This is a genomic window from Methylobacter sp. Wu8 (genome assembly GCF_036440755.1).
GTDB classification, from domain to species: Bacteria; Pseudomonadota; Gammaproteobacteria; order Methylococcales; family Methylomonadaceae; genus Methylobacter_A; species Methylobacter_A tundripaludum_A.
Genome location: NZ_JAZGVT010000027.1, coordinates 1 through 21,158 on the forward strand (window position 1 = coordinate 1; position 21,158 = coordinate 21,158).

Sequence of the window (21,158 nt, forward strand, 5' to 3'; positions counted from 1 at the left end):
GCCGTAGAATCGGCCGACAACATCGAGCAACTGGTGCTGACGGTCAGCAACGTCACCGACGGCGCGGCGGAAATTCTGAGCATCGACGGTTCCAGCGTGGCGTTGACCCACGGCAACTCGGTGACTACCGCCAGTAACAGCATGACCGCCGGCGTTTCGCTATCGGGGAACACCGCGACGGTGACCCTCAGCAAGGCGGGCGGCATTACCCGCAGTTCAGGCGCAGACGCTGGTCAACGCACTGGCCTACAGCAACAGCAGCGACGATCCCACGGCCGCCAACCGCGTGGTCACGCTGACCTCCGTCAAAGACACCGGCGGCACCAGCAACGGCGGCGTGGACAGCACCAGCCTCAGCGTCGTTTCCACGGTGACCGTGACGGCGGTCAACGACGCGCCGGTGGCGACGGCGGGCGGTACTCTGGCGTACACGGAGAACGGCTCGGCGGTAGCCATCGACAATACCATCGTGCTCAGCGATGCCGACGACACCCAGCTTACCGGAGCGACAGTGACGATCAGCAGCGGCTTTACCAGCGGCGATGTGCTGGGCTTCACCACCCAGAACGGCATCACCGGTAGCTACAACAGCGGCACCGGCGTGCTGGCCCTGAGCGGCACAACCAGCATCGCCAACTACCAAACGGCCTTACGCTCGGTGACTTACAGCAGCAGCTCGGACAATCCCACCGCCAGCAGCACCGTCACCTGGGCGGTCACCGACGCCGCAGGCACCGGCAGCAACGGCGCGCAAACCAGCACCGGGGTCACCTCCACCGTCACCGTCACCGCCATCAACGACCCGCCGACGCTGACGGTGACGGCTTCCAACCCGACGTACACTGAAAACGGGGCTGCGGCGGCGCTGTTCAGCAGTGCGGCGATTTCAGCGGTGGAAGCGGCCGACAACATCGGGCAACTGGTACTGACGGTCAGCAACCTCACCGACGGCGCGGCGGAAATTTTGAGCATCGACGGTTCCAGCGTGGCGCTGACCCACGGCAACTCGGTGACTACCGCCACCCACAGCATGACCGCCGGCGTTTCGCTATCGGGGAACACCGCGACGGTGACCCTCAGCAAGGCGGGCGGCATTACCGTAGCTCAGGCGCAGACGCTGGTCAACGCGCTGGCCTACAGCAACAGCAGCGACAATCCCACAGTTGCCAACCGGGTGGTAACGCTGACTTCCATCAAGGATACCGGCGGCACGGCGAACGGCGGTGTGGACACCACCAGTCTCAGCGTCGCCTCCACAACGATCGTGACGCCCGTCAACGATGCTCCGACCATTACCAGCGGCGCCACTTATATCTTCGCCGACACCAACGAAGAAACAGCCAGCAGCGGCGTGACGGTCAATACTCTCCTTACCGGCGCCGCTTCCTGGGCCGATCCGGACGGCGCAGGCGTTGCCAAAGGCATCGCCGTCACCGGGACGACGGGCAACGGCACATGGCAGTACTCTACCGACAGCGGTGCCTGGACCGATTTCGGCACGGTATCCGGCACCTCCGCCTTATTGTTGGACGGTGTCACGCAAGTTCGCTACCAGCCCGATCTTGCCAATGGCGAAACCGCCTCCTTCATCTACAAAGCCTGGGACGAAACCAGCGGCGCAGCTTCCACCAACAACATACGGCAAACGGCAAATGCCGGCATAGGCGGCGGAAGTTCGGCGTTTTCCAGCAACAGCGCCAACGGCAGCATCACCGTCACCAGCGTCAACGACGCCCCCGCCGGAGTAGATAATCTGACACTGGCCGCGATAAATGAAGATACGAGCAATCCTACCGGCACGGTTATCAGCGCCTTAACCGGCTACAGTTTTCAGGATGTGGATACCGGGGCCACTACGCCCGGCTTCCTGATGGTGGGCAATAGCGCCAATGCAGCTACGGAAGGCGCATGGCAGTACAGCAGCGACAGTGGCGCCAATTGGAAAGCCATCGGTGCAGTCGCGGACGGCGCTACTGCCCTGGCTCTGGCGAATACCACACAGCTGCGCTTCGTGCCGGCGGCCAACTTCAACGGCGCACCCACGGCCCTGAACATTCGCGTTCTGGATAATACTTACAACGGTGCTTTCAGCGCCACTGCGAGAGGCAATGAAACTCGCGTTACAGCAGACAGCTCGGCCAATGGAGGCGCTACGGCCATTTCCGGCAGCGTCAACACTATCAGCACCAATGTCACGGCAATTAATGACGCTCCAAGCTTTATCAAAGGCGCAGACCAGACTGTCAACGAAGACGCCGGAGTGCAAACGGTCAATAACTGGGCGACCGGCCTCAGCGCCGGCCCGGCTGACGAAAGCGACCAAACCCTGAACTTTACCGTCAACAATGACAACAATGCACTTTTCAGCCTACAGCCGACGATCGACAGCAACGGCAACCTGAGCTACACCCCGGCGGCTAATGCCAACGGCAGTGCAACAGTGACCGTATCTATCAAGGATAGCGGCGGTACGGCCAATGGCGGCGTCGATACCAGCGCTGGCCAGACCTTTACCATCACAGTGAATTCAACGACCATCAACCTCAGTCAAATAAGCGGGAATACGGATGGCAAACAGAACCCACTCATCAGTATGGTTAATACCGTTCGTGCGGACAATATTGCGGGAGCAGGCATTAACATCGACACAGACAAGAACAAGATTATTAGTGATAGCCTCAGTACAGGTTATCGCAACAGCACAATCGACAGTTTTAGCTCCGATAATACCGGTTTCAGCACTAAACAGGCCATCGTTGTGTATATGGAGCTGGGCGTTGAGGCAAGCGGAAATAAAACGCCTGGAGACACCATTAACATGCCGTTCAGTGTCTTTGCCGGGCTGGATACGTTCGGAGGGGTAACGATTACTGCCGAGCTGTCTACCGGACAACGCTTGCCGCCCTGGATCAGCGTTGATCCAATTACGGGAGCCGTTACGGTAAAAGAGGGCGCTGTCGTGACTAACCTTATAATCGTGAAAGTCACCATCAGTGACAGCCGGGGAAACGAGGTGGTTGTTCTGGTCAAAGTGCAGCCGAAGCAACAACAGCCTGATGACACAGAAAAGAATCAACCACCCGTCAAGGAAAAAGGGCAAGACCAGCAAAGTCGTGCGGGACATGCCGATAAGCAACCGGTTTACGTTAGCAAGCCAGGTTTGACTCAGCAGCTACAGATGGTGGGCAGTAAAGGCTTTGAGATGCAGCGTCTAAAACTGCTGGATAGTCTGGCAAGCCTTGTTAGCAATGACAAGGATGCCGCTTGAGTTTTAAAGTGGTCTCTAAAAAAGACAGAGTTTACGGCGCTGGGATTATCCCCTGCCACTATAGCAGGGGATAGAGCCGGTTGATTGATACCCTTCATTCCTGCTATCTTGATCTTGGTGCAACCGATGAGCTCAGGCACGCGGCTTATGCACTATTCGTCATCAAATGGATGATACGTCGTTAAAAGCGATTCGTGAAGCTGTGAATAGTGGTGACAAATTCGGTGCTGAGCGGTTCAAGGACGACATCGAAGCGAGGCTTGCAGGATCGGATGGATTAGGCATGCACTTCGGAGTTGAATCCGCCTGATTTATTATTTCATGCAAGAGTTGTTTGGTGCAATGTCTGCTTTTGTCTCGTTCCTACGCGGGCGCGGAAACGAGGTAACATCCTGTTAAAGATTAAACAAAATCGAAATTTAAAGTACAGTTACGTTAACCGGGGAGGTCGATCATGAACGACAAGCAACGCGTCGCCGAACACGCCGCTCAATTAGTCAAACACGGGATGCTGATCGGCTTGGGTACCGGCTCGACCGCCAATTACTTTATCGAAGCCGTCGCCCGTCGTTGTCGTGACGACGGCCTGCAAATCCAGGCTGTCGCCAGCTCGGTGGTCAGTACTATCAAAGCCCGGCAACTGGGCTTGCCGCTACGGGCGATGGAGCATGTCGGCAGGCTCGATGTTTACGTCGACGGAGCCGACGAAGTCAGTCCCGATCTGACCCTTTTGAAAGGCCGCGGCAGCGATCTGGTGCGGGAAAAACTGCTGGCCAACGCCAGCGACGCATTTTGGGTGTTGATCGATCAAAGCAAACAGGTCGAACGCATCGGCCAGAATTATCTGATTCCTGTCGAGGTGATGCCGTTTGCCTGGCAATTGGTGCAGCGCAGTCTGGCGGCCATCGGCGGCGAAGCCCAACTCCGCGCCAACGGCGACGGGCTGGCGGTCACTTCGCACGGCAGTCTGGTGCTGGACGTGCGCTTTCCTGTCGAATTTGACGGCAAACAGCTCAACGGCAAACTGGACGCCATTCCCGGCATCGTCGAACACGGTATTTTTCACGGCCTGACTACAGCGGTATTTTGCGGGCACGACGGGCAGGTGCGTGAACAATGGGCCTGACATAACGCGTGAGGTTGATTCGCCGTAGGCAGTCCACCGGCTGAGATTCGCGTTAGGACGATTGACGGTTTGCTGCGCGAAACCGCCCAACAGGCTAAAGCGGCAACAAGTCCCTTTGTGTATGCAGCCATATACTTCTAGAATATCAAATTCGCCTTTTCACAACCCCCGATCCCGCACATGAATATTGACGACATCAGCCAAGTAAAAAACTACCTGCTAAACCTGCAAGACCGAATCTGTACCGCGCTCGAATCCGTAGAGCCTGAAGCCCGGTTTGTCGAAGACCTTTGGGACAGGGCCGAAGGTGGCGGCGGCAGGACCCGAGTATTGGCTGGGGGGCAGGTGATCGAGCAAGGAGGCGTTAATTTTTCGCATGTGTCCGGTTTTAAGCTTCCGCCGTCGGCAACGGCCAAGCGCCCGGAACTTGCAGACCGGCAATTTCAGGCGATGGGCGTGTCGCTGGTTATCCATCCCAACAATCCTTACGTGCCGACATCGCATGCCAATGTGCGGTTTTTGATCGCGGAAAAACCGGGGGAGCCGTCTATTTGGTGGTTCGGCGGCGGTTTCGATTTGACGCCGTTTTATCCGTTTAAAGAAGATGTGCTGCACTGGCATCAAACCGCCCGCGCCGCCTGTCAGCCTTTCGGCGATGACATTTATCCAACTTACAAAAAATGGTGCGACGAATATTTCTTCCTCAAACACAGAAACGAAACCCGTGGCGTCGGCGGACTGTTTTTTGATGATTTGAACGAATGGGGTTTCGAGCAGTCTTTCGCTTTTATGCAAAGCGTCGGCAACCATTATATTGATGCTTATCTGCCTATCATGCAAAAACGCAAGGACACGCCTTATGGCGACAGGGAACGCGACTTCCAGCTTTACCGCCGTGGACGTTATGTTGAATTCAACCTGGTCTATGACCGCGGCACCTTGTTCGGCTTGCAATCCGGCGGACGTACCGAATCGATTTTAATGTCGATGCCGCCGGTAGCTCACTGGAAATACAACTGGCAACCCGAGCCCGGCAGTGCGGAAGCCGTGCTTTATGATGAATATCTCAAACCGCAAAATTGGCTGGGCGATTGAAGCTGAGATGGCGAATTTTGACTATATAAAACAGGGTTTTAATTTTAAAAAACGCCTAGGGTAATCAGAGCTTGCCTGGGACTAGATTGAAACCTATAATCGAGCATTTTTTTAATGGGCCTCAGATTGAGGACTGTATTCTTTAAATTTTGAACAGAAGCAATGACTAGCCACATTATGCCGACCTACGGACGTTTACCCATTACCTTCGAACGGGGCGAGGGTGCATGGTTGTTTGATCAAAACAATACCCGCTACCTGGATGCATTGTCCGGCATAGCTGTGTGCAGCTTGGGCCATGCTCATCCTGCCGTGCATCAGGCCATCTGCAAACAAAGCGAGAAACTGCTGCATACCTCGAACCTGTACGGCATCGCCGTTCAAGAGCAGTTGGCCGACAAGCTGACTGAAAAAAGCGGCATGGATAACGTATTTTTTTGCAACTCCGGTGCCGAAGCCAATGAGGCGGCGATCAAATTGGCGCGCAAATACGGTCACGAGCAAGGCATAGAAAATCCGGCGATTATCGTGATGGAAAAAAGCTTTCATGGCCGCACGTTGGCAACGCTTAGCGCTACCGGCAACACAAAAATCCAACAAGGCTTTGCGCCGCTGGTTGATGGCTTTATTCGCGTACCGTACAACGACGTCAACGCAATCGAACAGGCTGTCCTACAGAATAAGAACGTCGTCGCGGTGTTGGTTGAGCCGATACAAGGCGAGGGCGGCGTCAATATTCCCGCCGCCGATTATCTTAACCAAATCCGCAGTCTGTGCGACAAGCATAACCTGCTGATGATGCTCGACGAAATCCAGACCGGCGTAGGCCGTACCGGCAAATTTCTCGCGTTCCAGCATAACGGGATACTGCCCGATGTATGCACGCTGGCTAAAGCGTTGGGCAACGGCGTACCGATCGGCGCGTGTCTTGCCAGCGGCAAAGCGGCCAAAATATTCACCGCCGGCAATCACGGTTCCACCTTTGGCGGCAATCCCTTAGCCTGTAGCGCGGCTTTAGCGGTATTGGCGACACTGGACGCCGAAAACCTGATCGAGCAGGCCGCGCAAAAAGGCGATGCTATCAGCGCTGCGTTTAAACAACGGTTACAAGGTAATGCGCACGTCGTCGATATTCGCCATAAAGGCATGATGATCGGTATCGAACTCGACAGCCCATGTGCCGAGTTAGTGCAGGCAGCGCTGCAACAAGGTTTATTGATTAATGTCACCAGTGAAAAGACCATTCGTTTGCTGCCGCCATTTGTTATTAATGATCAGCAAATCGCTGAACTCGTAGAAACCTTATCGACTCTTATTCATAAGCATACGGACACCCCCTATGAATCCTAGACATTTCATCAGCCTGCTTGACTTATCCGGCGACGAATTCCGTCGCTTGATCAACCGGGCCATCGTCCTGAGAAATAACCGCGACCCGAATTACCAGCCGTTAAAAGGCCAAGTGTTGGCGATGATTTTTGAAAAATCATCGACGCGCACCCGCATTTCGTTTGAATCCGGCATGAGCCACTTCGGCGGCAGCGCATTGTTTTTATCGCCCCGAGACACCCAGCTGGGCCGCGGCGAACCTCTGCAAGACAGCGCAAGGGTTATCTCAAGCATGGTCGATTGCATCATGCTTAGAACCGACAAGCACGAAACGGTGACTACATTCGCCCAATATTCAAGCGTCCCTGTGATCAACGGCTTGACCGATTTGCAACACCCCTGCCAATTGCTGGCGGACATGCAGACCTATTTTGAGCATCGCGGCGACATTCAGGGCAAGACCGTGACCTGGATCGGCGACGGCAATAACATGTGTCACTCTTATATTCATGCCGCAATGGTGCTGGATTTCAACTTGAACATCGCCTGTCCTGAGGGGTATATGCCGTTACAAGACATCGTCGACGCAGCCGGGGAGCGCGTCCGTTTCTTCGATACGCCGGTGGCCGCCGCCCAAAATTCGGATCTGGTCGTCACCGACGTCTGGGCCAGCATGGGGCAGGAAGAAGAGCAAAAACAACGCGAAATTGCGTTTAAAGATTATCAGGTCAACGCCGACGTCATGAAGGTCGCAAATAGCGACGCGCTGTTTATGCATTGCTTGCCCGCACACCGGGGCGAGGAAGTCAGCGCCGATGTGATTGACGGTTCGCAAAGCGTTATTTTCGATGAAGCAGAAAATAGACTGCATGCTCAAAAAGCGCTGCTGGAATTTCTCCTGTGCAATAAATCACGTTAGAATTGTCTTTCAGACGACCAACAATATAGAGATTCAAGTGAAAAAAATACTCAGCTCGTTTTTTATCTTACTGGCAGCTTTTGGTTCAGCGCAGGCTGAAACCGTTTATGTTACCGACAACCTGAATTTGTCGCTCAGGAGCGAAGAAAATAACAACAGTAAAGTTGTAAAGTTGCTCCCGACCGGCACCCCGCTTACGGTAATAGAAGAAAACAAAAGCACGGGTTTTTTGCACGTCCGCATGAATGACGGCACCGAAGGCTATATGCCGACCCGTAATACCATGAAGGAACCGACCAGCCGTTCTCAATTGGAGGCCGCAAACAAGAATCTGGCGGTTATACAGTCTGAAAATGCGGCACTGAAGGCTGAGTTGGCTACAGTTAAAGAATCCATCACGCCGGGAACCTCTCTTGAACAGTCGTTGGCGTCAGAGCGGGATCAGTTAAGCAGGGAACTTAACGAACTGAAAAAAACCGCTGCCAGCACCATAGAATTAAAAAATCAGCGCGACGAACTTCAAGAGCGCGTAGTGAATGTTGAACGTGAATTACAACAGTTCAAGCTTGAAAATCAGGCGTTGCAGGACACCACCAATCAGGACTGGTTTTTATACGGCGGCATACTCGCTCTTATCGGCGTTGTTTTAGGGTTTATTTTGCCTAAACTCAGCTGGCGCCGCAGCAGAAGCGGCTGGGATTCGTATTAATTAAGGCAAAAGACGAAGGACAAAGGGTACAAAAAGCCCGGTCCTTTAGCCTTAATTATGAGCGGCAATAAAGCAAGCGCTTTCTCTTCTCTGGGGAACCTCGAAAAACCTCGCATTTAGGCAAGCTCAATACGAACGGTTCTAGGGAAATCAACCTGGAGATCTCTTCTTTATACACATCTCTCCAAAGTCTATTTGTTTAAGTTTAGACAAGGATCAGCCTGGCTTGTGTTTAACATGGGCCCGGCGTGTGGAACGGAAAAAATGAAGAAAACCGGCCGCTGGTAGGTGGAGGGATGCAGCGCGTTGTCAGAGGGCCGGGTGCGAGAACCCGATTCAAATAACGTCGCGTTAGCGGCAACTTTCAGCAGATCGCGTAACATCAGTTAGCTAAACAACCGGCAGGTTTTAGCTGATGGTTGTTTAGGGAAGCGCTGAACAAATTGATTTCGTTCATGGTTCGACAAGCTCACCACGAACGAAATCAAAAACTTACCGTTCATCCTGAGCTTGTCGAAGGATTAAATCAGTATTTCCTTAGCTGTTCGGACGATACGCAACGGACAGGATAATTACGCTAACACGATCGCGTTAAAATCGATCCAGGTAAAGTCTTCCTGAATATCCTGGCCCAACTCCAGAATCGTGTCGTCCTCTTCATCATGATGCCAGTTTAATAAAACAGTGTTTGGATGGCTTTTGGCATACTCGTTCAATAATTCAAACATGCTGTAAAAGATTTTAGTGCTGACGCTGTTGAAATAAGTCAGCTGAAAATTAAATTCAACAGGAGCGCCGTTGAGCGATTTTAAATGGCTTTGCAATTGCTTAAGGATGGGGCGGAAAAATTCGACGCCGTTTTCAGGGTACGCTTCGCCGGACATGCTCAGCGTATTGCTGGAAAATTTAAAATCGATTTCAGGTGTGTCAGAAGTGGCTGGAATGTATATGTCGGTCATGATGATAACTCCTTAAATAGTAGCTTTGAGATAAAAGCAAGACAGTTCGTCTTCATAACCTACTGCGTCTCTGATAGCGTATTCAATAGGTTCGACTGAATCTCTTGCCAGTGTTAAGAATCCGAGACCCGCACCTTTGCTCGTCGTGTCTTCGCTGTGCTGATCGTTTTTTAATTGTGCGCGATAAGCTTGTCTGATCTCTTCAGCGCTCATTTCCAGAATAGGATCAAGCTTGTTGCGTATGCGCGTTTCATGCTGCTTATGAATAAAATTGGCGCAGATGACATAATATTTGTCCTCTTTCTTGCTGACCAGGATAGAGCCTTCCTTGGTATCGCCGGCATCGGGAACGCTAGGCGAGTAATGCATCGCGTTTTGTATCATTTCGATAAAAGTGGAGAATACCTTCCGGGATCTGGCGCCTTTTTCGTCCTGTTGCTGCAGGTTTTGTTTCAACGAGTCACTCATGGTTTTAATGACGTTCTGCGAAACAATACCGCTGTAATAAAAAACAATCCCGTTAGTATTGGCCTCTTCACGGAACACGCTAAATACATCGATAAGCATAAAAATTTCCTGTTAATTAAAATCTGAATCCCATCAGGCAGACATCGTCGCGCCGCTTCTGTTTTCCCTGATAGTCGTAATAGGTTTGCATGATGATGGACTCCTGCTCCGGCATGGGCTTGAGATAATGCTCCTGAAGCAGTCCCGAGAAACGTTTTTTGCCGAAAGCAATTTTCTTTAATCCGCCAATCTGGTCGATCAGTCCGTCGGTAGTCAGGTAGATGCACATCCCTTTGCTCAACGCGAGTTGTTGATTGGTCCATTGATAATCCATCGGCGTGTCGACATAACCTACACCTTTACGATCAGGATCCAGTAGCTGTACGTCGGATGAGGCGTCGCCTATGTAAAATAAGGCTGTTTTGGCGCCCGCATAAGTCAATGTGCTGTTTTGCGTATTGACCCAGCAGAAAGCCGTATCCATGCCGTCATCGGATTGCCCGTTCTGCTTGGTGGAAAAACGGTCGGCGTCAAAGCCTTCAGCGGCCGAATCGTTTATCTGGCCCAGCGCCGTCTTGACCTTTTTATTCATAATCGCCAGTGCGCCGGCAGGGTCGTGACGGTTGTCTTCGAGCAGGATGTGATCGAGAAAGGATGCCATAATCAGCGTCATAAAGGCGCCGGGAACGCCGTGCCCGGTGCAGTCGATCAACGCGAGAAAAAAGCCGTCATCAAATTTTTTGCAGAAATAATAGTCGCCGCCTACTTTGTCCCGTGGCTCCCAGTGCATGAAATAATCCTGCAACACGGCGGCCATGCTTTCTCTTGACGAACGCAGGAAAGATTTTTGAATCACGCTCGCATAATTGATGCTTTCCGTGACCAGCCGGTTTTTTTCCGCCTGCAAGAAGGAAACCACCCTGACTAAATCTTCACCGTTGCCGAGCCCCAGATAATCGCCGTTTTCATCGGTGATGATAAATCCGTCGTTCAGCGTTTTACGGCCAGAGCCTAATACCTTGAAACTGAGTGTTTGAATGCTCATGTTTTGATCGACAACCAGCGGTTCTTTGTCCATAAAGGCGATACAGCTTTTGCGGTCGAATAAATCATGGTGATAGGGTTTGGCCATGCCCTCCATAAAAACGTTGCGGGTAATCAGACCCATCGGCTTATTGTCTTCGACGACAGCAATGGAAATCAGCTCAGGATGCTCGTTCAGCAGCTTGGTGACTTCAAGATTGGTATGTTGGGGTGAGACCGGCGGGCAGACTCGCAGCAGGCTGCTGGCGATATATTCTGCCTCAATTTCTGACAGTCCGGCTCTCGATTGACTTAATAAGGATTGATCTAACATTGACTCGCCTTGATGCTGAAAATGGCATCAGGATAGATGACATTTATTACAAAATGATGAATCAGGGCGTGGTTCTAATTGCCTGGCAATAAAGTGCCAATCATTTCACATTTATGATCGCTGGAATGTGCCAGCAGTTTGCAGGAGACGATGACGGGTTAGACCCGGTTTGCGCCGGGTGCTACTTATTGGATGGCTTTACAACATAGTTAGGCACAGATACTGGACGGAACACGGATTCGGTCCTTTCAATTCCGAGGCTGTGATTGCATCCGGCTGACCGTTTTTAGCAGTTGCGACAGATCGTCCGGGGTTTGCGCCGCCGGTTGCGGCCCTTCTATTTTTTCTTGGCTCCAGTCGACTAATTCACCCGATCCCCATGACATCAAGGAGGCGAGTGTAAACACTACCATGCTGCGTGTCATGCCTCTGGGCAGGCCTTGACTATTCAGATAGCGATGGAAATAACCGGCTGCGATAAAGAATACAACGGTGGAGACGATCAGGTTCCAGGCGGAGGGTAGTGTGAACATTATTGGTTTTTCTCGTGGGTTAAAATGTTGCTTTTAGGTACATGTTAACAAAAAATTCGACAGTGCATGGATGGAGTGCGTAGAAAGCACTCAATGATCGCGGCGCGCCTTTTCTTTGGTTACTTTCTTTTCGACTGCATGGATGCAGGAGGTAGAGCACCAACAGTAGGCGCTTTAGGCGACGCAAAAGAAAGTAACTCGCTTTCGGGTGCGAGAACCCGATTCAAATAACCGTCGCGTTAGCGACACCTTTCTGCAACAAATAAAGACCGCGTAACATCGGTTTTTAATTGTGAAACAAACTTCAGGCTACTTTATCATTATGGTTTATATTGTGTTGTCGGCTGTCATTCTTGACGGACAGGTACACTGAGTTTTATTGCCAGCCGCATACCCCAAAAATTACTATAATTCATTAAGTTTATAGATTATGCAGAGGTTTTTAGTGCGTTGCTCTTGTCAGGAAGAGTCAAACAGAAGCGAGCATGAGCAAGATGTGGCATAAAAACCGTCTTCAACAAAAGAAGCATTCGATCATCGCAGTGATGTCTGTACTGTTCATGGCCTGTGTGCTCGCGCGTCCTGTTGGCGCCGCCGAAGTGCCTCTGAAAAACGCTTCCTTTATGCCACTGTGGGGTTCGCAGGCCCAGTTCGCCGGATATTACGTGGCTCTCGACAAGGGAATCTACGCCCGCCACGGTATCGACCTTAAAATCCTCAAGGCGGGGCCCGGACATACGCCCACTCAAGCTCTGGAAGAGGGCGCGGCGGATTTCGCCGTGGTCTGGCTTACCACGGCCCTTCTGCATCGCGCTGCCGGCAAGGAACTCGTTAACCTGGCCCAAATCATCCAGCGCTCGGCGTTGATGCTGGTTTCAAAAAAAACCGCCGGCATCAAGACCATCGCCGACATGGACGGCAAAAAGGTGGGATTGTGGGAAGGGGACGTATCAATACCGCCGCGCACGCTGTTCGCCAACCATCGCATCAAGGTTCGGGAAGTTCGCCAGTCCCATACGGTGAACCTGTTTTTGCGCGGCGGCATCGATGTGACATCCGCGATGTGGTTCAACGAATACCATACGATACTCGATTCGGGAATCGATCCTGAGGAATTGAACGTCATTTTCCTGAGAGACTGGGGCATGAATTTTATAGAGGACGGGATCTACGCGATGGAAAAGACTCTCCGTAAAGATCCTGCCTTGGCGGCAGCCTTTGTCAACGCCTCGTTGGAAGGATGGCGCTACGCCTTCGAGCATCCCGACGAGGCGCTGGATATCGTGATCAAATATATGCGCGAGGACCATTTACCTGCCAACAGGATGCATCAGAAATGGATGCTGGACCGGATGCGGGATCTGATGACGCCGGTCAATCCTCAGGGAAGCTTCGGCAGCCTTACGGAGCAGGATTACGAGGCCGTAGGCCGTGCGATGCAAAGAAACGGCCTGATTGAAAGTTATCCCGACTATTCGACATTTTCATGGAAGCCCGATGCTCAGGAAAAATAGCATCGTCACCAAACTTGTGCTGGTCATCGCGCTGTTCAGCTCCGTGATCTTTGCGGTGACGCTCGGCTATAACTATTACCGGTCCCGCGTCATGCTGCAAGATGAGCTGGAAAGTAATGCGCGCAACCTCGCCATGTCATTGGTCAATCGGGTGGAGACGCAACTGACGGCGGTTGCGAAAGTGACGGAAGGGGTAGCCGGAGCGCTGGAGACAAGCAAGTATACGGAGCCGCAGCTTCACTCCCTGCTCAAAGCCACCGTCGAGAACAATCCCGAAATTTACGGCTCGGCCATCGCCTTTGAGCCCTACGCCTTCAGCGCCCAATCGCGCCTGTATGCGCCGTATTATTACAGGGAAAACGGAAAGATCGCCCTCAGCCGCCTGGAAAAGTCATACCAGTTTGTGCCTTACTTGTACTGGGATTGGTATCAGATTCCGCGTGAGCTGGGTAAACTCGAATGGAGCGAACCTTACTTCGATGAAGGCGCAGGCAATATTCTGATGTCGACCTGTTCGGTTCCTTTTTACGAGGAAATCAATGGCGATAAACAACTCAAAGGAATAGTGAGTGCGGACATTTCCCTCGACGCCCTGACGGAATACATCTCCTCCGTCAAGATACTCAAGACCGGCTACGCGGCCCTGCTTTCACGCAACGGGATGATATTGGCTCACCCGATGAAAGGCTCCATCATGAACGAGACCTTCTTCAGCATTGCAGAAGCGCGTCAGGACGCCTACCTGCGTGAACTCGGCAAGAAAATGATCAGGGGAGAGTCGGGCTTCGTCCATTACACGAGCCTGGTAGGGGTCAGAAGCTGGATGTACTACGCGCCGATCGCTTCGGCAGGATGGACGCTTGCCGTCGTTTTCCCCGAGGCAGAACTGCTTGAGAATGTCGGAAAGTTGAGCATGACCATGGCGGCGATGGGTTTTATCGGGATTCTGCTGCTGACCCTGGCGGTCATCTACATTGCCAAAACGGTCATAAAACCGCTCCAATTGCTGACTGTAGCGACCGATGAGATCGCTTCGGGGAATTTTGACGTGGATCTGCCCATAGTGCATTCGAACGACGAGGTGGGCGTTCTTACGCACGATTTTCAAGTCATGCAGGAGTCGCTGAAGGAATACATCAAGAACCTGACCGAGACCACCGCTGCCAAGGAGCGGATTCAGAGCGAGCTCAAGATGGCTACCAACATCCAGGCCAGCCTGTTGCCACGCCTGTTCCCCCCTTTTCCGAATCATCCCGAGTTCGATATTTACGCATCGATGGTTCCCGCTAAAGAAGTCGGCGGCGACTTCTACGACTTCTTTTTCATAGACGATAAGAACTTGTGTTTTCTGATCGCCGACGTTTCCGACAAGGGGGTTCCCGCTGCGCTGTACATGATGGTCGCCAAAACCCTGCTGAAAACCGAAGGCCAGCGGCTTGGCGAGCCCGATAAAATACTTTTCTCCGTTAACAACATCCTCGCATCGGACAATGAAAGCTGCATGTTCACCACGGTGTTCTGCGCTATCCTTGATGTCACGACCGGAGAGGTGCGTTTTGCCAATGCCGGACACAATCCACCGCTGATCATTGACTCGCAGGGTGTGCGCTACCTGAGCTTGAAACCGGGGCTAATGCTTGGCCCCATCATGGAAACGGTCTATGAGACTGAGCGAGTGACTTTGAAACCGGGCGATACCCTGTTTCTTTATACCGACGGCGTGACCGAGGCAAGAAGCCGGAAAGACGATCTGTATGGCGAGTCGCAACTGCGGGAGGCCCTGCAACTTGCCCCCAAAGAAGAACTTTCGGGCATGATCCACTGCATAAGCGAAGCGTTGGTACGACATGCGGGCGGTGCGCCACAATCAGACGACATCACCATGCTGGCGATAAGAATGACGAAGGATAATGCGAGCATGAACCATGCAGGGAAGGGCGGATGAAAAAAACGACGCTGTTGGCGCTGATTATTCTGGCGGCGCTCGCCATGCTGGCCGGATGCAAAGAAAGTGAAACCGTCATCGCCAGTCTGGATGATGCAAAAAATGCAAGAATCGGCGTGATGACCGGCTCAACCGGAGAGTCAATCACTGCCTCAAGGCTCCCCGAGGCCCAGGTCAAAAGTTTCGACGATATTATGGACGCCGTCGCCGCGATGAAATCCGGGCAACTGGATGCGATCGTAACCGCATTTCCCGCCGCGCTTCAGGTCTCGAAGAAGAATACGGAGTTGGGGTTGCTGTCCGAGCCGCTTGATCAAGAGGACACCGCGATTGCGCTCAGGAAAGGCAATGACGCGCTTCTGGCCTCATTGAACCGGATCATCTCTGAGCTGAAGAGCGACGGCACCCTGGAATCGATGAAGAAGCGCTGGTTCAAGCCGGATTTGAGCCCTTATGAAGAAATGAACATCACACTCCCCGCGGAAGGAGCGCCCCTAAAAATAGGCGTCAGCGCCACGCGGGAGCCGTTCAGTTTTGTCGACAAAGAGGGCAGGGTAACCGGGCATGACGGTGAGCTTGCGCGAATTATCGGCGCCAAACTCCAGAGGCCGGTCGAATTTTTCAATATGAAATTCATGGCGCTGATCCCGGCGTTGCAATCAGGCAAGGTCGATCTGATCGTAACCAGAATGACCGCAACAGATGAACGCAGAAAAGTTGTCGATTTTACTGAGCCTTATTACGCCAACGCACAGGTCATGCTGGTCAAAAAAAACGCCGCGGCAGCGCCTCCGCCCGGCATTGATAAGGGTAACGGGATTTCAAAACCGGGAGACATAGACGGTAAAAGAATCGGCGTCTTGGGCGGTTCAGCCGGAGACCTGGCGGCCCGCAGGCACTTTCCGAACGCAACTTTTCAGGTGTTTGTCGCGTCAGCGGACGCCGCTCTTGCAGTAAAGACCCGCAAAGCGGACGCCTTTATTTATGACAAGAGTGTGCTGCTTAATCTTGCCGAGAAAAATCCCGAGTTGGTCATTGTCGATGAACCGGTGGACAAACTTGAAATTGCCGCCGCGATCCGCAAAGACAATGCCGCATTGCTTGCCGAGATCAATAAAGTGTTATCCGAACTGAACAAGGAAGGCGTCCTGCAGCAGCTCAGAACGAAATGGATTGATGCAAAATATACGGCCGCGCCGCAGATACCGCCAATAAAAGACTCCGGCCGCGAGGAGGTGCTGAAAATGGGGACTTGCGCGATCATCGAACCCTTCTCATTCCATGCGCATGGAAAACTGGCCGGTTTGGACATTGAGCTGAGCCAGTTGATCGGTCAGCGTCTCGGCAAAAAAATCGAGATCACCGACATGAACTTTGAAGCCCTGATCCCCGCGTTGCAGTCGGGCAAAATCGATTTTGCGCTTTCCAACTTTAATGTCACGGAAGAGCGTAAAAAGCTCGTACTGTTCTCTGCCCCGTATGTCGAGAACGACATCTCGGCGCTGGTTAGGCGGCCGCCGGTCTCTGATTCTGCCGCCAAAAAGCAGTACTCCAAGCCGGCATCCGATGCAGACTTGAAAGACAAGCGTATCGGTGTGTTGGTCGGCTCCGCTCATGATACCTATGCGACGAAAAATTATCCTGATGCGACTATCCTCCAATACAAGTCCCCCGCCGATGTCGCCTTGGCGGTCAAGACCGGCAAGGTCGATGCCGCACTGTTCGATACCGAACCCTTGCGCGAAATCATGCGCCAGGACGACAGCTTGGGATTATTAGGGGATTCCTTGTTTTCATTTTCCGTCGGGGTCGGTTTCGACAAAAACAATCAAGCCCTGAGGGATCAATTCAATCAGTTTTTAGCGCAGATCAAGCAAAACGGCGTCTACGCGGACATGATCCATCGCTGGATGGAACTGGGCGAAACGCGCATGCCGACGATCGGCGACGCGAAAAAGAACGGCGTTCTGGTCGTCGGCGTCAGCGATGCCGGATTGCCTTTTACAGCAGTCAAAGACAACCGGCTGGTCGGGTTCGATATTGAGCTTTCGGAAAGATTCGCGGCGTATCTCGGGAAACAGCTTAAGTTCGCCAACATGGATTTCGGCAGCCTGATTGCCGCCGTTTCCACCGGCAAGGCCGACATGATTTCCAGTTCCATCTACGTGACCGAAGAGAGGAAAAAACAGATCATTTTTTCCGATCCGTATTATGAGATGGGTACCCGGATGTTCGCGTTGAAGGAAAATATCTTGTCGGTGAACGATGCCGGATCCGAACAAGGCAAGCGGAAAAAACTGACATCGATTGCCGATCTCCAGGACAAACGCATCGGCGTACTGCTGGGTTCCGTTCACGACAGGTACGCTATGGAACATTACCCCAACGCGACCACTCTCCAGTATAAATCGCCGTCCGACCTGCTGCTGGCTGTAAAATCCGGTAAGGTCGATGCGGCTATCTACACACGGGAAACCTTGATTGAAATGCTTCGCGAAGACAGCGAATTGGGGCTGTTGGGGGATTCTTTACTCTCCTACCCGATCGGCATCGGTTTCCGCAAGGGCAACGACGCATTGCGCGAACAATTCAATGAATTCCTGCGGCAAATCAGGTCAACCGGCGTTTACGGCGATATGCTGAAGCGCTGGATGGAAAACGGCGATACGCGCATGCCGGAGATCGCCAATGCAAAATCGAACGGCATGCTGATTGTCGGCATTGTCAGCGACAAGGGGCTTCCATTCGCGGTGATCAAAGACAGCAAACTGACCGGTTTCGATATCGAACTTGCGGAAAGATTTGCGGCTTATTTGGGCAAAGAGGCCAAATTTTCCGATATGGAGTTCGGCAACCTGATTGCAGCGGTTTCCAGCGGCAAAATCGATATGATTGACAGCACCTTGATGATTACCGAGGAAAGAAAAAACAAAGTCGATTTTTCCGAGCCCTATTATGAGTTAGGCGCGAACGCATTCGCGCTTAAGAAAAATATTGCAGCCTTCGATACGAAGGAGGATTCGGCAAAAGACTCGTTGCCGTTCCTGACCAGGCTGGCCGACAGTTTTTACAGCAACATCATCCAGGAAAACCGTTACCTGCTGATATGGGACGGATTGAAGACGACGGTGATTATTTCGATATTCTCGACGGTGTTGGGTACGCTGCTGGGCGCGCTGGTCTGCTTCATGCGAATGTCGAAGCGGGCTGTCCTGAACCTGCCCGCCAGGGTTTACATCACCATTCTGCGCGGCACGCCGGTACTGGTGCTGTTGATGCTGATTTTCTATGTCGTGTTCGCCTCGGTCGACATCAACCCGGTGCTGGTGGCTATTATTGCGTTCGGGATGAATTTTGCCGCCTACGTGTCCGAGATATTCAGAACCGGCATAGAAGGGGTCGATAAAGGCCAGGCCGAGGCCGGCATTGCGATGGGCTTTACCAAGATCAAGACATTCCTGTTCATCGTTCTCCCGCAGACCGTGCAGCGCATTTTGCCGGTTTATAAGGGGGAGTTCATCTCCCTGGTCAAGATGACCTCCATCGTCGGCTATATAGCGGTACAGGATCTGACAAAGGCCAGCGACATCATTCGCAGCCGCACTTTCGATGCGTTCTTTCCGCTGATCATGATCGCCATTCTGTATTTCGCAATATCGTGGATTCTGACGCAGGCGTTGGATTATCTTGAGCGGGTCACCGACCCGAAACACAAACGGCGCATGGAGGCTAAGTCGTGATAAAAGTTGAGCATTTGTCGAAAAGATTTGATGACCTGGTCGTACTGAAAGACATCAGCACCGAAATAAAAGCAGGCGAGGTTGTCTCCATCATCGGCCCTTCCGGCACCGGCAAAAGCACTTTTCTCCGCTGCCTTAACCTGCTCGAATACCCAAGCGGAGGGGAGATTTACATCGACGGCGTAGATGTTCTGGATAAAAAGACCGATGTGGCTAAAGTTCGCCAGAAAATGAACATGGTGTTTCAATCGTTTAATCTTTTTTCCCATTTGTCCGTGCTGGAAAACCTGACCATCGGGCCGGTCAAGCTTAAGGGGATGAGCAAGGACGCTGCGCAGCTGAAAGCCATGGATCTTCTGAGGCTGGTAGGGCTGGCCGAGAAAGCCGACAAATTCCCGGACGAGCTTTCCGGCGGCCAGAAACAGCGTGTGGCTATTGCCCGCTGTATGGCCATGGACCCGCAGATTATCCTGTTTGACGAGCCCACTTCGGCGCTGGACCCTACCATGGTCAGCGAAGTGTTGTCGGTCATACGCCGCCTTGCCAGAGAAGGGATGACGATGGCGATTGTTACCCATGAAATGGACTTTGCCCGTGACGTATCAAACCGGGTCTTGTATATGGACGAAGGGATTATTTACGAAGAAGGTCCCCCGGAACAGATTTTTGAGAACCCGCAAAAGGAAAAGACAAGGGCGTTCATCCAAAGGATTCGCAGTTATACCTGCCGCATCAGTTCGCCGGATTATGATTTGTACGCGATGAATGCCGAAATAGAGGCGTTTTGCGAGAAACAGATCCTGCCGAAGAATACAAGAGACAGCTTGCTGTTGCTGGTTGAAGAATTACTGCAAATCTATACCCCGTATCTGCCTGCGGCAGTTCTTGATCTGACCGTTGCCTATTCGGAAAAGAGCGCGCGTCTGGAGGTGGTCTGCGAAAGCAGCGGAAAGGCGGCAAACCCGCTTGAAAGCGGCAACTTATCTGGCGATGACCTGGGACTGGCGATCATAAAAAACTTGACCGAAAGCATCGACTACCAATGGCTCAACGATAAAAACAGGTTACAATTCCTGATCAAAACCAACCCCCTTTGAGAAATAATAGCCATGGATTTGCAGACTAGAAGTGAAAATAACGCCGTCGTTGTCACGATTAGCGGCAGGCTGGATGCGGTTACTGCGCCGGATTATGAAAAAAGCATTCGGGAATTGATTGATGGCGGGAATATTTGCATCGTGGTCGACTTTGAACAACTCGACTATATCAGCAGCGCCGGCTTGCGCGGACTTTTGCTGATGGCCAAACTGCTGAATGCGAAAGGCGGGCGGGCCTGTTTGGCGAACGTCAAGGGAAACGTCCGGTCGGTATTCGATATGTGCGGTTTCAACACCGTATTCAAGATGGAAAACTCTGTCGCTGAAGCGCTTGCGGTAATCGCCGGATAAAGGTTTTCCTGGAAAAGCTTTATCCGGCAGCCTGATGCAGCTTCTTGAGCAACACAATCACATTGCCGCTGCCGTCGTAATCGGCACGGGCATCGTCCATCAGTTTCTTCACCATATGCACCCCCAGACCGCCGATGGGTCGTTCGTTAATATCCAGATCCAGGTTGGGGCTAGGGGCTTGCATGAAAGGGTCAAACTGCGGCGCATCATCCTTCAGAAGAATTTCCAGCCATTCGTTCGATACACTGATTTGGACCTGTATGAACCGGTCGGCGGCGCCATTGAGGCCGTGAACAATGGTGTTTGTAATCAACTCTTCCAGGCACACGTTGGCACGGAAAGCCAGGTCGGGGTCGGATAGAGCCTGATTGACAGCGTCAGCAAGTTTTTCGATTTCTTCGAGCCGTGTGGGTATCCGGTAATCCAACAACACCTTCCTGTTGTGTCCGCAAAGATCGGATTCCTTTTTAATCTGGGTAGGTTTGTCAGGTTTCACTATGTAACACCCGGTAAATTTCTTGCGGCCACCGCGATCTGCGTTTTCAGTCAAGGTTTTCGCCGAAAACCGGTCTGATTGGAATGGCTAGCGAACTAAGGAACGTGCATGAAATAACTTGAGCAAGTTTTATTTTTCATTTTTTAACCATGAAGGACATGAAGCGGCATGAAAGGTTTAAGTCTTCATGTCCTTCATGCTCTTCATGGTAAT

At 52.3% G+C, this 21,158-nt stretch carries 16 protein-coding genes and 1 pseudogene; 11 read left to right on the top strand and 6 right to left on the bottom strand.

The genetic code is table 11. The annotated features are described in order from the left end of the window. Window positions 1-206 (bottom strand): hypothetical protein (locus V3O24_RS01455; protein WP_331305866.1); only part of this gene is annotated, 206 nt, incomplete at its 3' end. 80 nt (window positions 207-286) lie between these two features. Here V3O24_RS01455 and V3O24_RS01460 point away from each other — a divergent pair. The 6 genes from V3O24_RS01460 to V3O24_RS01485 all read left to right on the top strand — a co-directional run bounded on the left by V3O24_RS01460 (window position 287) and on the right by V3O24_RS01485 (window position 8,446). After that, complete coding sequence (locus tag V3O24_RS01460; RefSeq protein ID WP_331305868.1) at window positions 287-3,268, top strand: Ig-like domain-containing protein; 2,982 nt, start codon at window positions 287-289, stop codon at window positions 3,266-3,268. Window positions 3,269-3,722: 454 nt separating this feature from the next. Continuing rightward, window positions 3,723-4,394: a ribose-5-phosphate isomerase RpiA gene (gene rpiA / locus V3O24_RS01465; protein WP_104423401.1), complete on the top strand. Its 672-nt coding sequence runs from the start codon at window positions 3,723-3,725 to the stop codon at window positions 4,392-4,394. 180 nt (window positions 4,395-4,574) lie between these two features. After that, window positions 4,575-5,489, top strand: a complete 915-nt coding sequence (hemF, locus tag V3O24_RS01470) for an oxygen-dependent coproporphyrinogen oxidase (protein ID WP_104423400.1) — start codon at window positions 4,575-4,577, stop codon at window positions 5,487-5,489. A 162-nt stretch (window positions 5,490-5,651) separates the two neighbouring features. Beyond that, window positions 5,652-6,839, top strand: coding sequence for an acetylornithine transaminase (locus V3O24_RS01475; RefSeq protein WP_104423399.1), 1,188 nt, complete (start codon window positions 5,652-5,654; stop codon window positions 6,837-6,839). After that, on the top strand, window positions 6,829-7,737 hold the full coding sequence (argF, locus tag V3O24_RS01480; protein WP_104423398.1) for an ornithine carbamoyltransferase: 909 nt from the start codon (window positions 6,829-6,831) through the stop codon (window positions 7,735-7,737). Before V3O24_RS01475 ends, argF begins: the two co-directional genes overlap by 11 nt. A gap of 37 nt (window positions 7,738-7,774) precedes the next feature. Continuing rightward, entirely contained in the window at window positions 7,775-8,446 is a 672-nt protein-coding gene (locus tag V3O24_RS01485; protein ID WP_331305870.1) for a TIGR04211 family SH3 domain-containing protein, read from the top strand. A gap of 572 nt (window positions 8,447-9,018) precedes the next feature. On the opposite strand, the gene V3O24_RS01490 is transcribed toward V3O24_RS01485, so the two are convergent. The 4 genes from V3O24_RS01490 to V3O24_RS01505 all read right to left on the bottom strand — a co-directional run bounded on the left by V3O24_RS01490 (window position 9,019) and on the right by V3O24_RS01505 (window position 11,802). Beyond that, window positions 9,019-9,405, bottom strand: a complete 387-nt coding sequence (locus V3O24_RS01490; RefSeq protein ID WP_104423396.1) for a DUF1987 domain-containing protein — start codon at window positions 9,403-9,405, stop codon at window positions 9,019-9,021. A gap of 12 nt (window positions 9,406-9,417) precedes the next feature. Then, window positions 9,418-9,972, bottom strand: a complete 555-nt coding sequence (locus V3O24_RS01495) for a SiaB family protein kinase (RefSeq protein WP_331305871.1) — start codon at window positions 9,970-9,972, stop codon at window positions 9,418-9,420. A 16-nt stretch (window positions 9,973-9,988) separates the two neighbouring features. Beyond that, a complete protein-coding gene (locus tag V3O24_RS01500; RefSeq protein ID WP_104423394.1) occupies window positions 9,989-11,269 on the bottom strand; it encodes a SpoIIE family protein phosphatase in 1,281 nt (426 codons plus the stop codon). A 248-nt stretch (window positions 11,270-11,517) separates the two neighbouring features. Next, window positions 11,518-11,802: a hypothetical protein gene (locus V3O24_RS01505; protein WP_104423393.1), complete on the bottom strand. Its 285-nt coding sequence runs from the start codon at window positions 11,800-11,802 to the stop codon at window positions 11,518-11,520. 485 nt (window positions 11,803-12,287) lie between these two features. Between V3O24_RS01505 and V3O24_RS01510 the strand changes: the two genes are divergently transcribed. The 5 genes and pseudogenes from V3O24_RS01510 to V3O24_RS01530 all read left to right on the top strand — a co-directional run bounded on the left by V3O24_RS01510 (window position 12,288) and on the right by V3O24_RS01530 (window position 20,449). Then, window positions 12,288-13,316: an ABC transporter substrate-binding protein gene (locus V3O24_RS01510; RefSeq protein WP_331305873.1), complete on the top strand. Its 1,029-nt coding sequence runs from the start codon at window positions 12,288-12,290 to the stop codon at window positions 13,314-13,316. Next, on the top strand, window positions 13,258-15,261 hold the full coding sequence (locus V3O24_RS01515) for a SpoIIE family protein phosphatase (RefSeq protein ID WP_331305874.1): 2,004 nt from the start codon (window positions 13,258-13,260) through the stop codon (window positions 15,259-15,261). Before V3O24_RS01510 ends, V3O24_RS01515 begins: the two co-directional genes overlap by 59 nt. After that, complete coding sequence (locus tag V3O24_RS01520; protein ID WP_331305875.1) at window positions 15,258-19,001, top strand: ABC transporter permease subunit; 3,744 nt, start codon at window positions 15,258-15,260, stop codon at window positions 18,999-19,001. The genes V3O24_RS01515 and V3O24_RS01520 overlap by 4 nt, the downstream gene beginning before the upstream one ends. After that, window positions 18,998-19,711 (top strand): annotated as a pseudogene (locus V3O24_RS01525) (amino acid ABC transporter ATP-binding protein); the annotation flags it as partial. The gene V3O24_RS01520 and the pseudogene V3O24_RS01525, both read left to right, overlap by 4 nt. 399 nt (window positions 19,712-20,110) lie before the next feature. Next, entirely contained in the window at window positions 20,111-20,449 is a 339-nt protein-coding gene (locus V3O24_RS01530; protein WP_331305876.1) for an STAS domain-containing protein, read from the top strand. A gap of 19 nt (window positions 20,450-20,468) precedes the next feature. Here the strand turns inward: V3O24_RS01530 and V3O24_RS01535 are convergent, their stop codons facing one another. Then, the gene (locus tag V3O24_RS01535; RefSeq protein WP_331305878.1) at window positions 20,469-20,945 is read right to left on the bottom strand and encodes an ATP-binding protein; all 477 of its coding nucleotides are present in this window, start codon (window positions 20,943-20,945) and stop codon (window positions 20,469-20,471) included. Window positions 20,946-21,158 lie beyond the last annotated feature (213 nt).

Bases quoted from the DNA above. Each gene is read 5' to 3' on its own strand.
- hemF (WP_104423400.1), top strand. From the start codon at position 4,575: ATGAATATTGACGACATCAGCCAAGTAAAAAACTACCTGCTAAACCTG.
- V3O24_RS01505 (WP_104423393.1), bottom strand. From the start codon at position 11,802: ATGTTCACACTACCCTCCGCCTGGAACCTGATCGTCTCCACCGTTGTA.
- rpiA (WP_104423401.1), top strand. From the start codon at position 3,723: ATGAACGACAAGCAACGCGTCGCCGAACACGCCGCTCAATTAGTCAAA.
- V3O24_RS01530 (WP_331305876.1), top strand. From the start codon at position 20,111: ATGGATTTGCAGACTAGAAGTGAAAATAACGCCGTCGTTGTCACGATT.
- argF (WP_104423398.1), top strand. From the start codon at position 6,829: ATGAATCCTAGACATTTCATCAGCCTGCTTGACTTATCCGGCGACGAA.
- V3O24_RS01495 (WP_331305871.1), bottom strand. From the start codon at position 9,972: ATGCTTATCGATGTATTTAGCGTGTTCCGTGAAGAGGCCAATACTAAC.
- V3O24_RS01475 (WP_104423399.1), top strand. From the start codon at position 5,652: ATGACTAGCCACATTATGCCGACCTACGGACGTTTACCCATTACCTTC.
- V3O24_RS01500 (WP_104423394.1), bottom strand. From the start codon at position 11,269: ATGTTAGATCAATCCTTATTAAGTCAATCGAGAGCCGGACTGTCAGAA.
- V3O24_RS01490 (WP_104423396.1), bottom strand. From the start codon at position 9,405: ATGACCGACATATACATTCCAGCCACTTCTGACACACCTGAAATCGAT.
- V3O24_RS01520 (WP_331305875.1), top strand. From the start codon at position 15,258: ATGAAAAAAACGACGCTGTTGGCGCTGATTATTCTGGCGGCGCTCGCC.
- V3O24_RS01510 (WP_331305873.1), top strand. From the start codon at position 12,288: ATGAGCAAGATGTGGCATAAAAACCGTCTTCAACAAAAGAAGCATTCG.